At 43.1% G+C, this 16861-nt stretch carries 15 protein-coding genes and 1 riboswitch; of the genes, 8 read left to right on the top strand and 7 right to left on the bottom strand.

Annotation, left to right across the window (positions count from 1 at the left end; translation table 11 throughout):
• The first annotated feature begins 49 nt into the window (after window positions 1-49).
• Both ITG09_10645 and aroA read left to right on the top strand, forming a co-directional pair.
• Entirely contained in the window at window positions 50-505 is a 456-nt protein-coding gene (locus ITG09_10645) for a glycine zipper 2TM domain-containing protein (protein ID UPR51165.1), read from the top strand.
• A gap of 162 nt (window positions 506-667) precedes the next feature.
• Window positions 668-1948, top strand: a complete 1281-nt coding sequence (aroA, locus tag ITG09_10640; protein ID UPR51164.1) for a 3-phosphoshikimate 1-carboxyvinyltransferase — start codon at window positions 668-670, stop codon at window positions 1946-1948.
• Between the two features lie 61 nt (window positions 1949-2009).
• Here aroA and ITG09_10635 read toward each other — a convergent pair whose 3' ends face one another.
• The gene (locus ITG09_10635; protein UPR51163.1) at window positions 2010-2255 is read right to left on the bottom strand and encodes a YciN family protein; all 246 of its coding nucleotides are present in this window, start codon (window positions 2253-2255) and stop codon (window positions 2010-2012) included.
• 438 nt (window positions 2256-2693) lie between these two features.
• On the opposite strand from ITG09_10635, the gene topA reads away from it, so the two are divergent.
• The 4 genes from topA (at window position 2694) to ITG09_10615 (ending at window position 9605) form a co-directional block, all read left to right on the top strand.
• Window positions 2694-5324 carry a type I DNA topoisomerase gene (topA, locus tag ITG09_10630; protein UPR51162.1) on the top strand — a complete coding sequence of 877 codons (2631 nt, stop codon included), beginning with the start codon at window positions 2694-2696 and terminating at the stop codon, window positions 5322-5324.
• A gap of 524 nt (window positions 5325-5848) precedes the next feature.
• On the top strand, window positions 5849-7078 hold the full coding sequence (glgC, locus tag ITG09_10625) for a glucose-1-phosphate adenylyltransferase (GenBank protein ID UPR51161.1): 1230 nt from the start codon (window positions 5849-5851) through the stop codon (window positions 7076-7078).
• Window positions 7068-8522, top strand: a complete 1455-nt coding sequence (gene glgA, locus ITG09_10620; GenBank protein ID UPR51160.1) for a glycogen synthase GlgA — start codon at window positions 7068-7070, stop codon at window positions 8520-8522. The genes glgC and glgA overlap by 11 nt, the downstream gene beginning before the upstream one ends.
• 285 nt (window positions 8523-8807) lie before the next feature.
• Window positions 8808-9605, top strand: a complete 798-nt coding sequence (locus ITG09_10615) for an alpha/beta hydrolase (protein UPR51159.1) — start codon at window positions 8808-8810, stop codon at window positions 9603-9605.
• Between the two features lie 131 nt (window positions 9606-9736).
• On the opposite strand, the gene ITG09_10610 is transcribed toward ITG09_10615, so the two are convergent.
• From ITG09_10610 to torD, 5 genes are all read right to left on the bottom strand, one after another.
• The gene (locus ITG09_10610) at window positions 9737-10054 is read right to left on the bottom strand and encodes a DUF2007 domain-containing protein (protein ID UPR51158.1); all 318 of its coding nucleotides are present in this window, start codon (window positions 10052-10054) and stop codon (window positions 9737-9739) included.
• A gap of 64 nt (window positions 10055-10118) precedes the next feature.
• Window positions 10119-10799 carry a TVP38/TMEM64 family protein gene (locus ITG09_10605; GenBank protein ID UPR51157.1) on the bottom strand — a complete coding sequence of 227 codons (681 nt, stop codon included), beginning with the start codon at window positions 10797-10799 and terminating at the stop codon, window positions 10119-10121.
• 130 nt (window positions 10800-10929) lie between these two features.
• Window positions 10930-11520, bottom strand: coding sequence for a TfoX/Sxy family DNA transformation protein (locus ITG09_10600; protein UPR51156.1), 591 nt, complete (start codon window positions 11518-11520; stop codon window positions 10930-10932).
• Window positions 11521-11647: 127 nt separating this feature from the next.
• Window positions 11648-11733: riboswitch (cyclic di-GMP riboswitch) on the bottom strand.
• Between the two features lie 170 nt (window positions 11734-11903).
• A complete protein-coding gene (gene purR, locus ITG09_10595; protein UPR51155.1) occupies window positions 11904-12908 on the bottom strand; it encodes an HTH-type transcriptional repressor PurR in 1005 nt (334 codons plus the stop codon).
• A 317-nt stretch (window positions 12909-13225) separates the two neighbouring features.
• The gene (torD, locus tag ITG09_10590) at window positions 13226-13873 is read right to left on the bottom strand and encodes a molecular chaperone TorD (GenBank protein ID UPR51154.1); all 648 of its coding nucleotides are present in this window, start codon (window positions 13871-13873) and stop codon (window positions 13226-13228) included.
• A gap of 285 nt (window positions 13874-14158) precedes the next feature.
• On the opposite strand from torD, the gene torR reads away from it, so the two are divergent.
• Window positions 14159-14872 carry a two-component system response regulator TorR gene (torR, locus tag ITG09_10585; protein ID UPR51153.1) on the top strand — a complete coding sequence of 238 codons (714 nt, stop codon included), beginning with the start codon at window positions 14159-14161 and terminating at the stop codon, window positions 14870-14872.
• 166 nt (window positions 14873-15038) lie between these two features.
• Here the strand turns inward: torR and elyC are convergent, their stop codons facing one another.
• Entirely contained in the window at window positions 15039-15890 is an 852-nt protein-coding gene (elyC, locus tag ITG09_10580) for an envelope biogenesis factor ElyC (GenBank protein ID UPR51152.1), read from the bottom strand.
• A gap of 115 nt (window positions 15891-16005) precedes the next feature.
• Here elyC and cmoM point away from each other — a divergent pair, with 115 nt between their 5' ends.
• The gene (cmoM, locus tag ITG09_10575) at window positions 16006-16791 is read left to right on the top strand and encodes a tRNA uridine 5-oxyacetic acid(34) methyltransferase CmoM (GenBank protein ID UPR51151.1); all 786 of its coding nucleotides are present in this window, start codon (window positions 16006-16008) and stop codon (window positions 16789-16791) included.
• The last annotated feature ends 70 nt before the right edge of the window (window positions 16792-16861 follow it).

The following is a 16861-nucleotide window of genomic DNA, read 5'->3' as shown; positions in this document are numbered from 1 at the left end:
ACCGCATTACAGATTAATCACTGACCAAGAGGTCTTTAGGAGTTTTACCATGAAGAAGTTGCTTTGGATTTTACTTGTTTTGCCCATGTTGGCAAATGCAGCTTACAACAGAAATCAAGCTCGACCTGTGAACGAGGTGGTTTATGGTGAGATTGATACGGTCAGATACATTACTCAACAAGAGATTGTTGAGTCGAAAGCGAATGGTTGGGAAACCTTATTAGGTGCGGCGATTGGTGGCTTGATTGGTAATCAGTTTGGCGGCGGCACCGGTAAAGAAGTGGCTACTGCTGTTGGAGCCGTAGCAGGGGCTGGAATCGCACGTAATCGAGGAAATACGCAGTATCGAGTGGAATATAAGCTAGTTGAACTGCTGGTCAAAACCAAAGACAACAAGTTAGTAAACATCATCCAAGACGTAGACAACTCCATGTTGTTTAACCGAGGTGATGATGTACGAATTCTGTATTTTTCTGATGGTGTTCGAGTTGATATCGCGTACTAGTGTTTGAATGCGATTGGTTGGCTAATTAATCACCGGTTTGAGCGGGATTAGCTCTGGAGTTCGTTGGAAAAGTTCGTTAGTCTGCAAGTACGAAGAATTATTCATCACCCGAAAATAAATACGTGCCAGTGACTTCGGGTGGTACAAGGACTAGAAGATTTAATGGAAAGCCTTACGTTACAACCAATTCAAAAAGTGAACGGGGAAGTTAACCTGCCTGGTTCAAAAAGTGTTTCCAACCGTGCACTTCTTTTGGCTGCACTTTCAACGGGAACCACTCGCCTAACAAACTTGCTAGACAGTGATGATATTCGTCATATGTTGAATGCATTGACGCAGTTAGGTGTTGATTACCAGTTGTCTGTAGACAAAACCGTTTGTGAAGTGACGGGTGTTGGTGGTGCATTCTCAAGTGACAAAGCTGCAGAGCTTTTCTTAGGTAACGCGGGTACGGCGATGCGTCCACTGGCGGCTGCACTATGTTTAGGTCGCGGAGAATACGTTCTTACCGGTGAGCCGCGCATGAAAGAGCGCCCAATTGGTCACTTAGTAACTGCATTGCGAGAAGCCGGTGCTGACGTTGAATACTTAGAAAATGAAAACTACCCACCACTGAAGATCACAGGTACAGGTCTGAAGAGTGGTACCGTTTCTATCGACGGTTCTATCTCTAGTCAATTCTTGACGGCATTTTTGATGGCTGCGCCCTTAGCTGAAGGTGAAGTTACCATTAAAATTGAAGGTGAATTAGTTTCTAAACCTTACATCGATATTACGCTGCACATCATGAAGCAATTTGGTGTGGACGTGATTAACAATGATTACCAAGAGTTTGTGATTCCTACGGGCCAATCTTACTCGGCACCGGGTGATTTCTTGGTTGAAGGAGATGCATCATCTGCGTCATATTTCCTTGCAGCTGCTGCAATCAAAGGTGGTGAGATTAAGGTCACTGGCATTGGCAAAAACAGTATCCAAGGTGATATCCAATTCGCTGATGCGCTTGAGAAAATGGGTGCGGAAATCGAATGGGGTGACGACTACGTTATCTCTCGTTGTGGCGAGCTGAAAGGCATTGATATGGACTATAACCATATCCCAGACGCTGCGATGACTATTGCGACAACCGCATTGTTTGCGAAAGGCACAACGGCTATCCGTAATGTCTACAACTGGCGTGTGAAAGAGACAGACCGCTTGGCTGCAATGGCAACAGAGCTACGCAAAGTCGGCGCTGAAGTGGAAGAGGGTGAAGATTACATCATTGTTAACCCTGTGGCTGAACTGACTCACGCGGCGATTGATACTTACGATGACCACCGTATGGCTATGTGTTTCTCGCTGGTTGCCTTGAGCGATACGCCTGTGACGATTAATGATCCAGGTTGTACGTCAAAGACATTCCCTGATTATTTCGACAAGCTGAAAATGCTAAGTCTATAGAAATGCTTAGTATGTAAAGGTTTAGGAACAAAAAAGCTTGCCTAAATGGCAAGCTTTTTAATTATTGCTGAATTGTAAATTCTTTCGAAAGGTGGTGCGCTAAGTATTTAAACATGTTAAATACCGCGGTTGTATTCTCGGTCGGCATTCCATTGCTGTCTAAGAAGTATTCACCTTTGAATATGAGTACATCGTCTTTTTCTACTACGCTGTTTGCGCGCATGCCTTCAATGTAGTCATCATGTGATTGGATAATTTGGTTTGCGATAAGCAGTAAATCAAATTCTGCTATTACTTTCTTTGTCATGAGTTTATCTCTGATAACTGAATATAACGTTGAGTGTATGGTGTCGAACTAGAAATTCAATGATTTCACAACCGATTAAGAGAGTCTTTTCGAACATCCACAATTTATTTTGTGATTTACGGCAAAAATAATTGAATGGGGCTCGCGTTAGATTCGTGGACAAGCTTAGTATGTGCCCGTTTAGACGTAATGCCTGATGGATAGGCTCTTGCAAGTATTCTTAGTGAGTACTTTATAGCTTCTTTATATTGTGACCCTTTATCTATGAGTCGTCGAATTGTCGAGCGATCAGATCCAATTTTGAAAAAAGCGGTTGATCTTCTAGTAATCTCGCACAATAGTAAAAAAAGAAGCAATGAATTTAGAATATCATGCGTAAAAGCCCACAAGTTAAATTGTTGGTGCTTAAGCATCGTGATTAAGGACGTTAGAGTCAATATGGGTAAATCGCTCGTTATAGTGGAGTCGCCAGCCAAGGCTAAAACTATCAATAAATATCTTGGCAAAGACTTTGTCGTTAAGTCGAGTGTAGGTCACGTACGTGATTTACCAACGGCGGGTCAAAGTACTGGTCAAAAGGCTGCTGCAGTTTCAACCAAGGGTATGAGCCCAGAAGACAAAGCTCGTATCAAGAAAGAAAAAGATCGCAAAGCTCTTATCAAAAAGATGGGTATCAACCCGTATAAAGAGTGGGAAGCGAACTACCAAATCCTACCTGGTAAAGAAAAAGTCGTTGCTGAATTGCAAAAACTGGCTGAGAACGCAGACCATGTTTATCTCGCAACCGATTTGGACCGCGAAGGAGAAGCTATCGCATGGCACCTTCGTGAGATCATCGGTGGCGATGAAACGCGATACAAGCGAGTGGTTTTTAACGAAATCACCAAGAATGCTATTCAACAAGCTTTCGAAACTCCAGGTGAGCTAAACATTGATGGCGTAAACGCACAACAAGCACGACGTTTTATGGACCGTGTTGTTGGGTTTATGGTGTCACCTCTGCTTTGGAAAAAAGTAGCACGAGGCCTGTCCGCTGGCCGTGTTCAATCAGTAGCGGTAAAACTACTGGTAGAGCGTGAGCGCGAGATCAACGCCTTTATCCCTGAAGAGTTCTGGGATGTGCATGCTGATACTAAAACAGCAGAAAAAACCGACTTTAGACTGCAAGTAGCGCAGAAAGACGGTGTTGCGTTTAAACCTGAAAATGAAGCGCAAACACAAGCTGCTGTTAGCGTTTTAGAAAAGGCGCAATACGAAGTATGTAAGCGTGAAGACCGCCCAACAAAAAGTAAGCCGTCTGCACCTTACATCACGTCGACGCTGCAACAAGCGGCGAGTACGCGTCTTGGCTACGGCGTAAAGAAAACCATGATGTTGGCTCAACGCCTGTATGAAGCGGGTTACATCACTTATATGCGTACTGACTCAACCAACTTGAGCTCAGAAGCTGTAGAAGCCGCTCGTGAATACATTGGTTCTGAGTACGGCGCGCAATACCTTCCACCTAAAGCACTTGTATACGGTAGCAAAGAGGGCGCTCAAGAGGCCCACGAAGCGATTCGTCCTTCTAGTGTGGATGTTAAGTCGGAAGACCTAAACGGCGTAGACGCAGACGCACACAAGCTTTACTCGCTAATTTGGAATCAATTCGTAGCATGTCAAATGACGCCAGCTCAATACGATTCAACGACAGTAAGCGTTAAAGCAGATGAGTACACTTTAAAAGCGAAAGGTCGTATTCTTAAATTTGATGGTTGGACTCGCGTCCAGCGTCCAATGGGCAAGAACGAAGATACGATCCTTCCTGCTGTTCAGATCGGCGATAAGCTTGATCTGATCGCGCTAGACCCTAAACAGCACTTCACTAAGCCACCGGCTCGTTTCACTGAAGCGGCGCTAGTTAAAGAGCTTGAGAAGCGTGGTATTGGTCGTCCTTCAACATACGCATCAATCATCTCGACGATTCAAGACCGTGGTTATGTGAAAGTTGAACAGCGTCGTTTCTATGCTGAGAAGATGGGTGAAATTGTTACTGACCGTCTAGACGGCAGCTTCAATGACCTGATGAACTACGACTTCACTGCTCGTATGGAGCAGAAGTTGGACCAAATCGCTGAAGGCGAAGCAAGTTGGAAAGGCGTGCTAGATAACTTCTTCGAAGACTTTACTGGCGATTTGGAAAAAGCAGATTTAGATGAAGACGCGGGTGGCATGAAGCCAAATCATATCGTGGAAACCGATATTGAGTGTCCGACTTGTAGCCGTAAAATGGGTATTCGAACTGCTTCGACAGGCGTATTCCTAGGCTGTTCTGGTTATGCACTTCCACCAAAAGAGCGTTGTAAGACAACAATCAACCTTGGTGATGAAGAAGGCATTATCAACGTACTTGAAGAAGACGTTGAAACCGCAGCCCTTCGAGCTAAAAAACGCTGTCCTATTTGTGAAACGGCAATGGATGCTTATCTAATCGATGATAAGCGTAAGATGCACGTATGTGGTAACAACCCGAACTGTGAAGGTTATGTGGTTGAGCACGGCGAATTTAAAGTGAAAGGCTACGATGGTCCACTTGTTGAGTGTGACAAATGTGGTTCTGACATGGTTCTGAAGAACGGTCGTTTTGGTAAATACATGGACTGTACGAGTGAAGATTGTAAGAACACTCGTAAGATCCTGAAAAATGGCGAAGTAGCGCCACCGAAAGAAGATCCGGTACATTTCCCTGAACTTCCGTGTGAAAATTCAGACGCGTACTTTGTTCTCCGTGACGGGGCTTCTGGCCTATTTATGGCAGCAAGCAACTTCCCTAAATCACGTGAAACACGTGCACCATTGGTGGAAGAGCTGGTTCGTTTTAAAGACCGTATCTCACCTAAGTTTCAGTACTTAGCATCAGCGCCAGTTGCTGACCCTGATGGTAAGCCGGCTGTGGTTCGTTTTAGTCGTAAGACCAAAGAAAACTACGTTCGTACTGAAGTAGATGGAAAACCGTCCGGTTGGACTGCGTTGTACATCGACGGTAAGTGGGAAGTTACGGACAAGCGTAAAAAGCCTAAAGATAAGTAACTGAACGTTATTGATGAAAAAGCAGCCTAATGGCTGCTTTTTTTTGATCTAAATATGACTAAGTATGCAACTTGTTGACATGGTGTTTCGTCTACAATTTTTGGTTAAATTCACACAGCGAAATAAATGGTGATAATTAATCAAATCGGATTATGCAACTTTAACGAGAATGTAACTTAATTAAAATATTGTAACTCAAAGATCAGCGTTTAGTTGTATACCTGATGTGTGTCGGGTGTTAATGTAATGTTTCGTCTGGACGGTGTAATGTGAGCTGCTTTAAGTCTTAGGAAAGCAATCAGCTTACGTACCACAGAATGGCGTATTAAAAATTGAATTCGGCCGAAAAGTCGATAACGTATATAAAACCAAGTGCAAAGAATAGTGCACACATAACAACGTTTGGCTTAGGATATTGTCACTGTATGTGAATGGATATTCGCTAAATACCGAAATAAGTGTTGGTGCTCATCCCCCAGAGGAAGATACCTCTACGAGTACTAACATCGACAAGCTATAGATATATGGAGAATAAAATGGCTGGTGTATTGGGAATGATTCTTGCTGGTGGTGAAGGCTCTCGCTTAAGACCTTTAACTGAATCTCGCAGCAAACCCTCGGTTCCTTTCGGTGGTAGTTACCGCTTAATTGATTTCGCTTTGAACAACTTCGTTAATGCTGATCTAATGAAGATCTACGTATTAACACAATTTAAGTCACAGTCACTGTTCCACCATATGAAAAAAGGCTGGAATATCAGTGGTATAACAGACCGTTTTATCGACCCGATCCCTGCGCAAATGCGTAAAGGAAAGCGTTGGTATGAAGGCACAGCAGATGCTATCTACCAAAACATGGGATTTATGGAGTTGGAAGAACCTGATCAAGTATGTATTTTTGGTTCAGACCATATCTATAAGATGGACATCAAACAGATGCTTGATTTCCATAAAGAGAAGAAAGCTGCTCTAACAGTATCAGCATTGCGCATGCCGCTTGCTGAAGCATCAGAATTCGGTGTTATTGAGGTTGATGCTGACGGCCGTATGATTGGCTTTGAAGAGAAACCTGCAAATCCGAAGTCGATTCCGGGCGATCCAGAATCAGCGCTCGTTTCAATGGGCAACTACGTGTTCGAAGCGAAAGAGCTTTTTGCGGAACTAACGGAAGATGCTGATAGAGAAGGTTCGACACACGATTTCGGCAAAGACATTATTCCAAACATGTTCCCACGTGGCGATGTCTTTGTTTATGATTTCAGCACCAACCGTATTACTGGTGAGAAAGAAGAAGTTTACTGGCGCGATGTAGGTACGATTGACGCGTACTGGCAAGCGCACATGGATCTTCTTAAGAAAGATGCGCCATTCTCGCTATACAACCGTAAATGGCCTCTACACACTTATTACCCGCCACTACCACCAGCAACGTTTACTGATTCGGCAAATGGTCGAATTCAGATCATTGATAGCCTTGTGTGTAGCGGTAGTTATGTACGTGGTTCGCGTATTGAAAAGAGTGTATTGGGCTTCCGCAGTAATATCGCATCAGCGTGTGATATTAGCGAAAGTATCTTACTCGGTGATGTAAAAGTGGGTGAGGGTTGTATCCTGCGCCGCGTTATCATTGATAAAGATGCAGACATCGCACCGGGTACACAGATTGGTGTAAATCTGACAGAAGACAAAAAACATTACCACGTATCTGACGATGGTGTCGTAGTGATTTCTAAAGGAGCACGAGTTGGTTACTAAGACTCTCTCGGTACTTTTTGTAGCGTCTGAAGTTGAAGGCTTGATTAAAAGTGGTGGCTTGGCTGATGTAGCCAAGGCACTGCCGAAAGCGTTGCAAACACTCGAACAGGACGTTCGAGTGACTATCCCCGCATATAGAAACATTCCAAACATTGATTCAGCAGAAGTTATTTTATCGACTGAACTCGATCATTGGCCTCATACGGCTTACCAAGTTAAAAAACTGAGCGTAGAAGGCGTTCCAGTTTTTGGTATTGAATGTGCCAAATATTTCGACCGCCAGGAAATGTACGCAGAAAACAATCAAGCTTATGCAGATAACGGAGAGCGCTTCTCGTTCTTCAGTGCAGCCTGTCTTGATATGCTTCCTAAGCTTGATTTTCAACCGGATATCATTCATGCAAATGACTGGCATACTGGTTTCGTTCCCTTCTTGCTTAAATCGCGTTATCAACAACACGATTTCTTTGAAAATACGCGCAGTGTTATCTCGATTCACAATGCGGTTTTCAAAGGTGTGTTCGCATACGATGAACTGCAATTTCTACCTGAAATGCATAGCTACAATGTACCTGAAGCTTCAGTGAGTGACACTCATGTCACTATGCTAAGAGCTGGCGTGATGTGCGCGGATAAAGTGAACGCAGTCAGTCCTACTTATGCAGAAGAGTTGAAAACGGAATTAGGTAGCCATGGTATGGCTGCAGAATTCCAACACAGATCGGCTGATCTGTTCGGCATTTTGAATGGGTGTGATTACGGGGCTTGGAATCCGGAAACGGATGCTTTCCTACCTCGTAAATACAAAGCGACGAAGCACAGCATGGCTCGCGGAAAATCGGCTTGTAAGCAAAAACTGCAACAAGACGTAGGTTTACCCGTTACCGATTGCGCGGTCTATGGCATGGTTTGTCGCCTGACGAATCAGAAAGGTGTTCATTACTTACTGCCTATTATCGAGCAATTCTTGAAGAATGACCTTCAGATCGTGATTGTCGGTACTGGCGATCCGGTTTTGGCGAGTCAATTGAAAGAGCTATCAGCGCTTCACTCAGACAAGTTCTCGTTCGTAGAAGCGTACAATAATGAACTTGCGCACTTAGTTGAAGCGGGCTCTGATTTCTTCTTGATGCCTTCGGAATTTGAACCGTGTGGTTTAAACCAAATCTACAGCATGGCTTACGGTACTTTACCGATTGTTCGTTCTGTCGGAGGTTTAAAAGACAGCGTGAATGATTACGATGAGGATCCTGAGGTCGCGACTGGTTTTGCTTTTGAAGAACCAACCCCGCAAGCGCTATTGGCTGTACTGCATCGTTCATTACTGCTTTATGCACAAAATCCATCTGAGATTAAGCGTGTTCAGCTTTATGCGATGCAGCAAGATTTCAGTTGGGAAGATGCGGCGAAAGAGTATCTTGCGATGTATCACTCTGCTTTTTAACGCTTTGTCTTAGCTGCTAAAGTTAGCTGATGTACAGCAATTGTCTTTAATGAAAGAGGCGCTCTAATAATAGGGTGCCTTTTTGTTTTCTGGTCAGTTCACATCACGTTTACGAAGACAAAGCTTGCAAACTCATTTTAGTCAGGTAGAAAAGGTGGGGTAGGTATTCACATGGCTAATGATATGTTTGACACTATTATCACTTAAAGTTCTTAATAGCGTGATATCCTTAGTCATCGCCTCGTGATGAGGCATAGCTCCATTCCAATAATTAAAGCGATAGGTATGTCTGATAGTTTACTATTTCATAAAACATTTACTCACCCTACGAGCGATGAGTGGGTTGTATTTGTGCATGGCGCAGGAGGCAGTTCTTCCATCTGGTTTAAGCAGATCAAAGCGTATAAACAGCATTTCAACTTGCTTCTCATTGATCTGAGAGGGCACGGTAAATCAGACAATATACTTAAAGGGCTGATTTCGAATCGTTATACGTTCAAATCGGTGACGCTTGACATTCTTAAAGTGTTAGACCATCTTAAAATCCGTTCTGCACATTTCGTTGGCATGTCATTGGGGACGATTATCGTGCGTAACGTTGCAGAACTGGCAGCAGGCCGTGTACGTTCAATGGTACTGGGTGGTGCCGTGACTAAACTTAACACTCGCTCTCAAGTGTTAATTAAGTTAGGTAACTTCAGCAAGCACATCATTCCTTATATGTGGTTATACAGCCTCTTTGCATATGTTGTGATGCCGCAAAAGAGTCAGAAAGAATCGCGTCACCTGTTTATCCGCGAAGCTAAAAAACTGTGCCAGAAAGAGTTTAAGCGCTGGTTTATCTTAACGGCAGATGTAAACCCCTTGATGAAATACTTTAAAGACAGAGAGTTACCAATACCGACTCTCTATTTGATGGGTGAACGTGACTACATGTTTATTAAGCCTGTAAAAGAAATGGTCGCAGCGCATGAGTCGAGCGAGCTAGTAGAAATCCCGAATTGTGGGCACGTATGTAACGTGGAAAACCCTGAAGAGTTTAATCAGCGTTCGATTGCGTTTATTCAAAAACAAATTCAGTGATTTTCTAAACGCGAAAACAAAGATGATGATTGAATCGAATTGAAATAAAAACGGGAAGCTAATTTTAGCTTCCCGTTTTTATTTGGAGGAGGTATTTGACCTAACTGTCTTATAAGGTCACTGAAACTCTGCTAATCGGGTGAAGCAGCGCCGCACTGCCAACAAGAGCCGAATTGCGCTTCGTTGACTTCATGACACTCACCACAACGCCACTCTTCATAGATGATCGAATCTTGCTGCTTTTGGTAGTCATTGACGAGCATGCGAGCTTTACTGGCCAATTCTGGCTCATATAACCATACGTAAGGGTCAGTTTCTTCAGTGAATGGGATTTCCCCTTTCAATCCGAACAACCCCTCACCACGGACTTCACAGGCAATATTCTCGCTTTCTAACAATCCACAGATGATATGAGCTTCTGTTGGATTCGATGCACTGAAGATTTTCATTGAAATAGAACCTTATTCGGCTAACTGTGTTATTTAGCTATTATAAATTATTCAGTTATATACGTTAGTCAGCCACAGGTGCTGAGCGAAACTTACTCATCAACCATTTAGCAACAATTGGGAATATCCCCAATAACGCAAATGACAATAGTACTGAAGGGGAGACGATGCCCGAAAGTGAATCAATTTCTGCGAGTTGAGTACCAGCATTCAAGAAAACAGCCGTACCAGGTAGCATGCCTATTTGGCTCGTAATGTAGTAACGAGAAACTGACATTGGGGTTAAACCCATCAGTAGATTGATAAGGAAAAACGGGAATACAGGAATTAGGCGAAGCGAGAATAAGTAAAATGCCCCGTCTTTTTCTACGCCCTTGTTAATCGTCGCTAACTTGTCACCAAATTTGGTTTGGATCCAGTCACGCAACAGGTAACGGCTACTTAAGAAGGCTAAAGTAGCACCGATGGCACTTGCGAAAGATACCAGTAGCAAACTGTTCCAGAAGCCAAATAGTGCGGCGCCTAATAGGGTCACAACAGCAGCACCAGGAATAGAGAAAGCCGTAATCATTACATATGCGACAAAATAGATAGCGGCAGCCGCAATAAAGTTACTGTCAATGTAGTCATTTAACACAGCTTGTTGGGCTTTAGCATTCTCAAGCGTTAAGTACTGGCCGAAATTGACGCCTAACAACACGATGGTCACGACCAACACAATACCCAATATCATTTTCTTACTCATTGATACTTCCTCTAAATTTTCAATGCATACCGATAGTATAGACAGGCAAAGCATAGATTAACTTTCAACAGATATAAAAAAAGCCGCAATAAATGCGGCTTAGTTATGTATATAGTTTGCACTGACAATGTTAATTGACGCGATTGATAAGCTCTTCTCGACGCTGCTGCGGTATAACAGACCAATGTGTACCATTGATCGCGCCTTCTAGCGCCCAAAGTAGTTCAATACTGACAGAAGACGCATGCGATTCTTTGATGGCGTTAAATGCGTTTACAGAGCCAGATTCATATAAACGTTCTACAGAATCGATCCCTGCCTTTTTCAACATACGCTCGGTAGCGAGTCGAAGGTTAGGCAGATCTTTGAGTCGGGTCGGCTTAGCAGAAGACTGCTCAGCTTTTTCTTCTTTAGCAAAACCTAAAGACGTGGTTGCAAGCTGCAAGATTTTCTCTTGGTCTTGCCATAGGCCTTCAGGTAGAGCGAAATATTTAGTAACGACAGGGAAACCACGTTTTTTGTAGACGTACGGTTGGAACCCTTGTTGTTCGAATTGTTTCGTTGTGCCTTTGTCTGCGCGTATGTGCAACTGGTCATTTACAACCAGAGCAAACATAGTGTCATCAGCAAAAAGACCGAAGCCACCAAACATTGAGCGTGATTTTATTTTTCCTAGGGACTCAAATAACTTCATCGAGTCCTTTAGTATCGGTTTATCCATGTTATTTATCTCGGTGTATTTGAACTACGCCACCAAATAAGCAGGTCCGAGAGATTAGCAAAATGTTGCAATTAAATTGTCAATAAGCCGTAAATTACTAAATTATTAGTAGTTACTGCATTTTGCCATCGGTAACCCCGCTACCATACCAACGAGTGGTTTAGGCCGGAAGCTTTGCGTCTCACTCTTTCGAGTGGTTTGCCCTGTGCGTGACTGATTAAATAGAATAAAGTTTTTGTTGAATGAAGCTCACACTTGATATTTCAAAATGTGATATTGCTTCAATTAATGATCTTTCATTTATGCATGAAGGTTCATTATAGTTGCTGATAAAAAAAGCGCACCTAAAGGTGCGCTTGATAAGATTAAACTCGAATTTTCAATTAATTTAACGTTTTAACTGTACTTCGTTCAACAATCTCAGGGTGCATTTCGAAGACGCGTTTTTCGTGGTCTTTGTCTTTGATGCGCTCTAATAGAATTTCGAATGCATTTTTACCAACACGACGCTTTGGTTGGTGAACGGTCGTTAACGGCGGAGAAAAGTATTCAGCCAGTTCGATGTTGTCGTAACCGATCACTGAGATGTCTTCAGGAATGCGAATGCCTTTTTCTTGCAGGCGGCTCATTAGGCCAAGTGCCATTGTATCGTTAAAGCAGAATACCGCCGTTGGACGATCTTCCATCTCAACGATTTGTTCTGCAGCAAGAACAGCCGTATCGCACTCGAAGTTGCCTTCAATGATCATATTCTCATCGGCAGAAATCTTAGCTTCGTTAAGTGCGCGTTTGTAACCGGCAATACGTTCAACGCATGCTGCTTTGTCTAAGTGGCCACTTAAACATGCAATCTTAGAGTGACCGCGTTCAATAAGGTATTTGGTCGCTAGGTAGCCACCTTCTTCGGAGTTATCGATGATCTTATCAGCCTGAGAGCTCTCTGGGCCCCAGTCCATGATAACTTTAGGGATGTCAGCGTGACGGTCTAACATCTGTCTTAGTTCTTCGGTTAAGTCAGAACACATAACTAAGATGCCATCTACACGTTTCTCTGCAAGCATTCGAATGTAGTCACGTTGCTTTTCATAGATACCACCCGTATTACACAGGATCAAAGTATAACCCTGACGGTAGCAGTAGCTCTCAACACCATCGATAACTTCAGAGAAGAATAGATTAGTTGATTGAGTCACTAGCATGCCGATAGTGCGTGTTGTATTACATTTCAAGCTACGAGCAACAGCACTTGGTGCATAGTTCAGTTCATCTACGGCTTTGTTTACTTTTTCTTGAGTTGCTTCTGCAACAAAGCGAGTTTTATTGATTACGTGAGAAACGGTGGTTGTTGATACGCCGGCTAAGCGAGCGACATCTTTTATAGTGGCCATGGTTTTATCCTATTAGAAGCTACTTTCCCAAAGTACGGAATAAAGTAGCCGTTAAGCTACTTAACTAAGAGCTTAAATTTGTAGGGCTCTTTGGGTACTAAAGTGCTAAAAAACAAAAAACCGCTATTGAGCGGCTTGTCTTAACACCGAAATGCTCTGAACTTAAAGTAAGCATAGCATTTCGTGAATGTTTCATATTTTATCGTTTGCGGTCACAATTTTAGACTGACTAGAAATTACTCGCAATATAATTCACCCAGAAATCCGGGTGAATTGTCACATTCTACTGAATTTATTTACCTAGTCGTTGGGCGAACTTATTCACCAGATAAATATTGAGTGTCTAAATTGCAAAATGCGAGTAGCAAAGACGAGACCGAAGCGTAGAAACCAAACTGGTCAACGTCATGACATTTCGCATTAAACTTAGGCAACCAAGTAAGTAGTTGCTGCTCGATAAACTGCTGTTGAATGACGAACGATTTCTCTAATTCTTCTTCAAGCTCAGTTTCATTTGAACGGATGATTAGGTTACCAAGGAAATCGAGTTCGATAGCAATGTGATCTGCAGGTTCTTTTAAGTCTTGGTTCACGATTAAGTTGTGCTTAGCCATGATGTCTTCCATGTCTTTAGCTGGCTTATCGTTCAATAGACCTGTTTCGCCGATGTACATTGAAGCGTAAGGTAAAGCACCATGTTTGTCTGTCTTCAAGAAAAGATCGCAGAAGTCAGCGGACAGTTCCAGTTGAGCATCTTCACGTGTTTGTAGACGGTTCAATGCGTCAACAAGCTTATCAATCGAAGGCTTTAGAGCTTCATTCGAACCTAAACCAGAAAGGAAAGAACGAATTTCAACAGAGTGGTAGTGATCGAGTTCTTCTTGAGAGAGCTCTTTGGCGAATAAGCTTGATAACCACCAGTAAATTTCTGCTCTTTGCTCGTTGAACGCTTTCGTATCTTTCATTTGTTAGATCCTGACTTAGTCTTGTGATGTTACTTATATGCATCTTGAAGCTACTTGGGCATAAGCACACCAAGGCTGAATAACAAGGTTATTTGCGAAACGCAAAGTCACTCGTTAGTCGTAATGCCTATATTGAATTGCGATGGACGATAAATAGCAAGGTTTAAGATTGTCTTGTATCAAAAAAAATCCATGTTTCTGGCTTTTATCTTCTGTACCACTAGAATTGTTACTAGTTATGAATAGAATAGTCACTGAAACTATTAAATAAGAAAAGTGGTGTAGATGAGCTATCACGTATTAGTCGTAGAAGATGATGTGGTAACCCGCAGTAAACTGGTTGGATACTTCCAGAACGAGGGTTACACAGTGAGCGAAGCAGAAAGCGGCGCTCAAATGAGAAACGTGTTAGAAGAAAACAACGTTGACCTCATTATGCTGGACATCAACTTACCAGGCGAAGATGGATTGATGCTAACTCGCGAATTACGCAGTCAATCAGACATTGGAATTATTTTAGTTACTGGACGCACGGATAGCATCGACAAAATCGTTGGCCTTGAAATGGGCGCTGACGATTACGTTACTAAACCCTTCGAACTTCGCGAGTTATTAGTTCGAGTTAAGAACCTACTTTGGCGTATCTCTGCTGCTCGTAAAACAGCAGCGGGCGCAGTAGAAGAAACATCAGATGAGTCTGTAGTTCGTTTTGGTGAGTGGACGTTTGATATCCCTCGTCGCGCGTTAAGCAAAAACGGCGAACCGGTGAAACTGACTAAAGCAGAATACGAACTGCTAGTGGCTTTGTCTTCTTACCCTAACCAAGTATTAAGCCGTGAACGTATTCTCAATATGATCAGCCATCGAGTGGACGCGCCTAATGACCGTACTATCGACGTACTGATTCGTCGTATGCGTGCAAAAATGGAGTTCGATCCTAAGAATCCACAAATCTTTGTGACGGTTCACGGTGAAGGATACATGTTCGCTGGTGATTGATTCCTTTAGGGGGTAATTAATCAACAACGACATTTAAACGTAAAAAAGCCGAGACATCATTGATGTCTCGGCTTTTTTATTACTCAGCGTTTATTGTTAACGAACAGAGAATCTACAAATACTTGGCGAATCTGTCTGCTCAACATGGGTTTAAATATTAGATGGGTTACTGAGGCTGGGCCGCAGAAACTTCACCTTCATCTTCAACTAAGCTGGAAGCCTCTGGAATCACCAGCTCTTCAACAACGTCATCGCTTGTATCAAGCCAATCACGCAAATCTTGCCAAACTAATCCCATGGTTTCGTGCCAGTACCGCTCAGTCTGTTCAAGGTAAAGCGCTTTTGGCATGTACTTATTCCATGGCTCAACAACACCTTCTTGTGCAAGGTAGTTGGTTGGGGCTGGTAATGGTTTCATGCCAGCAGCGTGGAATTCATTCAATGCACGAGTCATGTGGCTAGCCGATGTCACCAACACCATCTTTTTGTTTTTAACAAACGCGGCAGCTTGGCGAGCTTCTTCCCACGTGTCTTTTGCTGTTTCAAGTAAAATGATGTCTGGTTTTGCAACACCAAGGGCTAGGGCAACCTTGGCCATCATTCTTGCGTTACTCACTTCAGTGCCAGCGCCATAGCCAGACAAAATAAGTTTGGCGCCAGGGTAAAGACGTAGAATACGAATCCCTTCACTCAAACGCATCAAACCTGTGCGGCTGAGCTCTGATGTTGGTGGGATCTGGTCGTCAACGACATGACCACTTCCAAGCACCATCACGTAATCGACAGTATCGTCGACTGGTAAAAAAGCGGTGTGTTGCCTTTCCATTGGCATTAAAAGTTGGCTAGAAACTGGCTGGAAAGCGATTAGGAAAATACCACAGAGGGCTGAAAGGGTAATTAGGCAACCAGTCTTCCTTTTGGTAGTAAACATCACTAGGGCTAAACCCAGAAAAGCGAGAATTAACATTGCTGGCAGTGGCATCAATAGCGAAGACACTACTTTTTTCAGCTCAAACATATCCGAATAGTCCGAAAAAACATCACTTAGTAGTAAAAAGAGACATCGCCTCTTTATTCCTGAAATTCCTGTGACAGAATAGCAGGCACGATAGGACATAATAACTCAAGTAGCCGTGACTGAAGACCGTAATTTCGACGATATTGCCCACAAATTTGCAAAAAATATTTACGGCTCTGACAAAGGAGAGATCCGTCAGATCATCGTATGGGAAGATTTAGAACAAGCTTTGAGCAAATTTGAACAATCAGCTTCACCTTTGCATGTTCTTGATGCCGGAGGAGGTCTTGCACAGATGTCGCAAAAAATTGCGACGTTAGGGCATAACGTTTCTCTGTGTGATCTCTCTTCTGAAATGCTGAAACTAGCAGAAGAAAGTATCAGCGAAGCAGGTTTGCGAGAGCGGTATCGTTTTATCCATTCTCCTGTTCAGAATGTGGCAGAACATCTCGATGAGAAAGTCGATGTTGTGATGTTTCATGCTGTGATGGAGTGGTTAGCGAACCCGAAAGAAGCGCTTGATTTATTACTGGAACAAGTAAAGCCGGGTGGTGTTGCTTCGATAATGTTTTACAACCACCACGGATTAGTCCTGAAAAATGTGATTTGTGGCAACATTCCTCATGTATTGAATGGGATGCCACATCGAAAACGGTTTAAGCTGCAACCACAAAAAGGCTTGAAGCCGGAAGAGGTTTATCAATGGATAGAAGACGCTGGTCTAGAAATCTGTGGTAAATCAGGCATTCGCTCTTTCAGTGACTACATAGGTAATATGGAGTACATGGGCGATTACCAATTTGAAGATGTATTGGAACTGGAAAAACAGCTATGCCGCCAAGAGCCATATCTGTCACTAGGCCGTTATATTCACGTTTGGGCTCAAAAACCTGCGCAATAGCAGCGGTGAATGTGGTAAAAGAAGCCACAACATGCGCTATGCAATCGTAAGAAGCCCGCGTCATAAAGAA

This window comes from Vibrio cyclitrophicus (assembly GCA_023206055.1).
Classification (GTDB): Bacteria; Pseudomonadota; Gammaproteobacteria; order Enterobacterales; family Vibrionaceae; genus Vibrio; species Vibrio cyclitrophicus_A.
The sequence above is the reverse complement of the archived record's forward strand: the minus strand, read 5'-3'. Positions and strand labels throughout refer to the sequence as shown.

Coding starts and splice junctions, on each gene's coding strand:
- torR (UPR51153.1), top strand. CDS start 14,159: ATGAGCTATCACGTATTAGTCGTAGAAGATGATGTGGTAACCCGCAGT.
- ITG09_10635 (UPR51163.1), bottom strand. CDS start 2,255: ATGACAAAGAAAGTAATAGCAGAATTTGATTTACTGCTTATCGCAAAC.
- ITG09_10610 (UPR51158.1), bottom strand. CDS start 10,054: ATGAAAATCTTCAGTGCATCGAATCCAACAGAAGCTCATATCATCTGT.
- ITG09_10615 (UPR51159.1), top strand. CDS start 8,808: ATGTCTGATAGTTTACTATTTCATAAAACATTTACTCACCCTACGAGC.
- ITG09_10645 (UPR51165.1), top strand. CDS start 50: ATGAAGAAGTTGCTTTGGATTTTACTTGTTTTGCCCATGTTGGCAAAT.
- aroA (UPR51164.1), top strand. CDS start 668: ATGGAAAGCCTTACGTTACAACCAATTCAAAAAGTGAACGGGGAAGTT.
- ITG09_10600 (UPR51156.1), bottom strand. CDS start 11,520: ATGGATAAACCGATACTAAAGGACTCGATGAAGTTATTTGAGTCCCTA.
- ITG09_10605 (UPR51157.1), bottom strand. CDS start 10,799: ATGAGTAAGAAAATGATATTGGGTATTGTGTTGGTCGTGACCATCGTG.
- glgC (UPR51161.1), top strand. CDS start 5,849: ATGGAGAATAAAATGGCTGGTGTATTGGGAATGATTCTTGCTGGTGGT.
- elyC (UPR51152.1), bottom strand. CDS start 15,890: ATGTTTGAGCTGAAAAAAGTAGTGTCTTCGCTATTGATGCCACTGCCA.
- purR (UPR51155.1), bottom strand. CDS start 12,908: ATGGCCACTATAAAAGATGTCGCTCGCTTAGCCGGCGTATCAACAACC.
- torD (UPR51154.1), bottom strand. CDS start 13,873: ATGAAAGATACGAAAGCGTTCAACGAGCAAAGAGCAGAAATTTACTGG.
- topA (UPR51162.1), top strand. CDS start 2,694: ATGGGTAAATCGCTCGTTATAGTGGAGTCGCCAGCCAAGGCTAAAACT.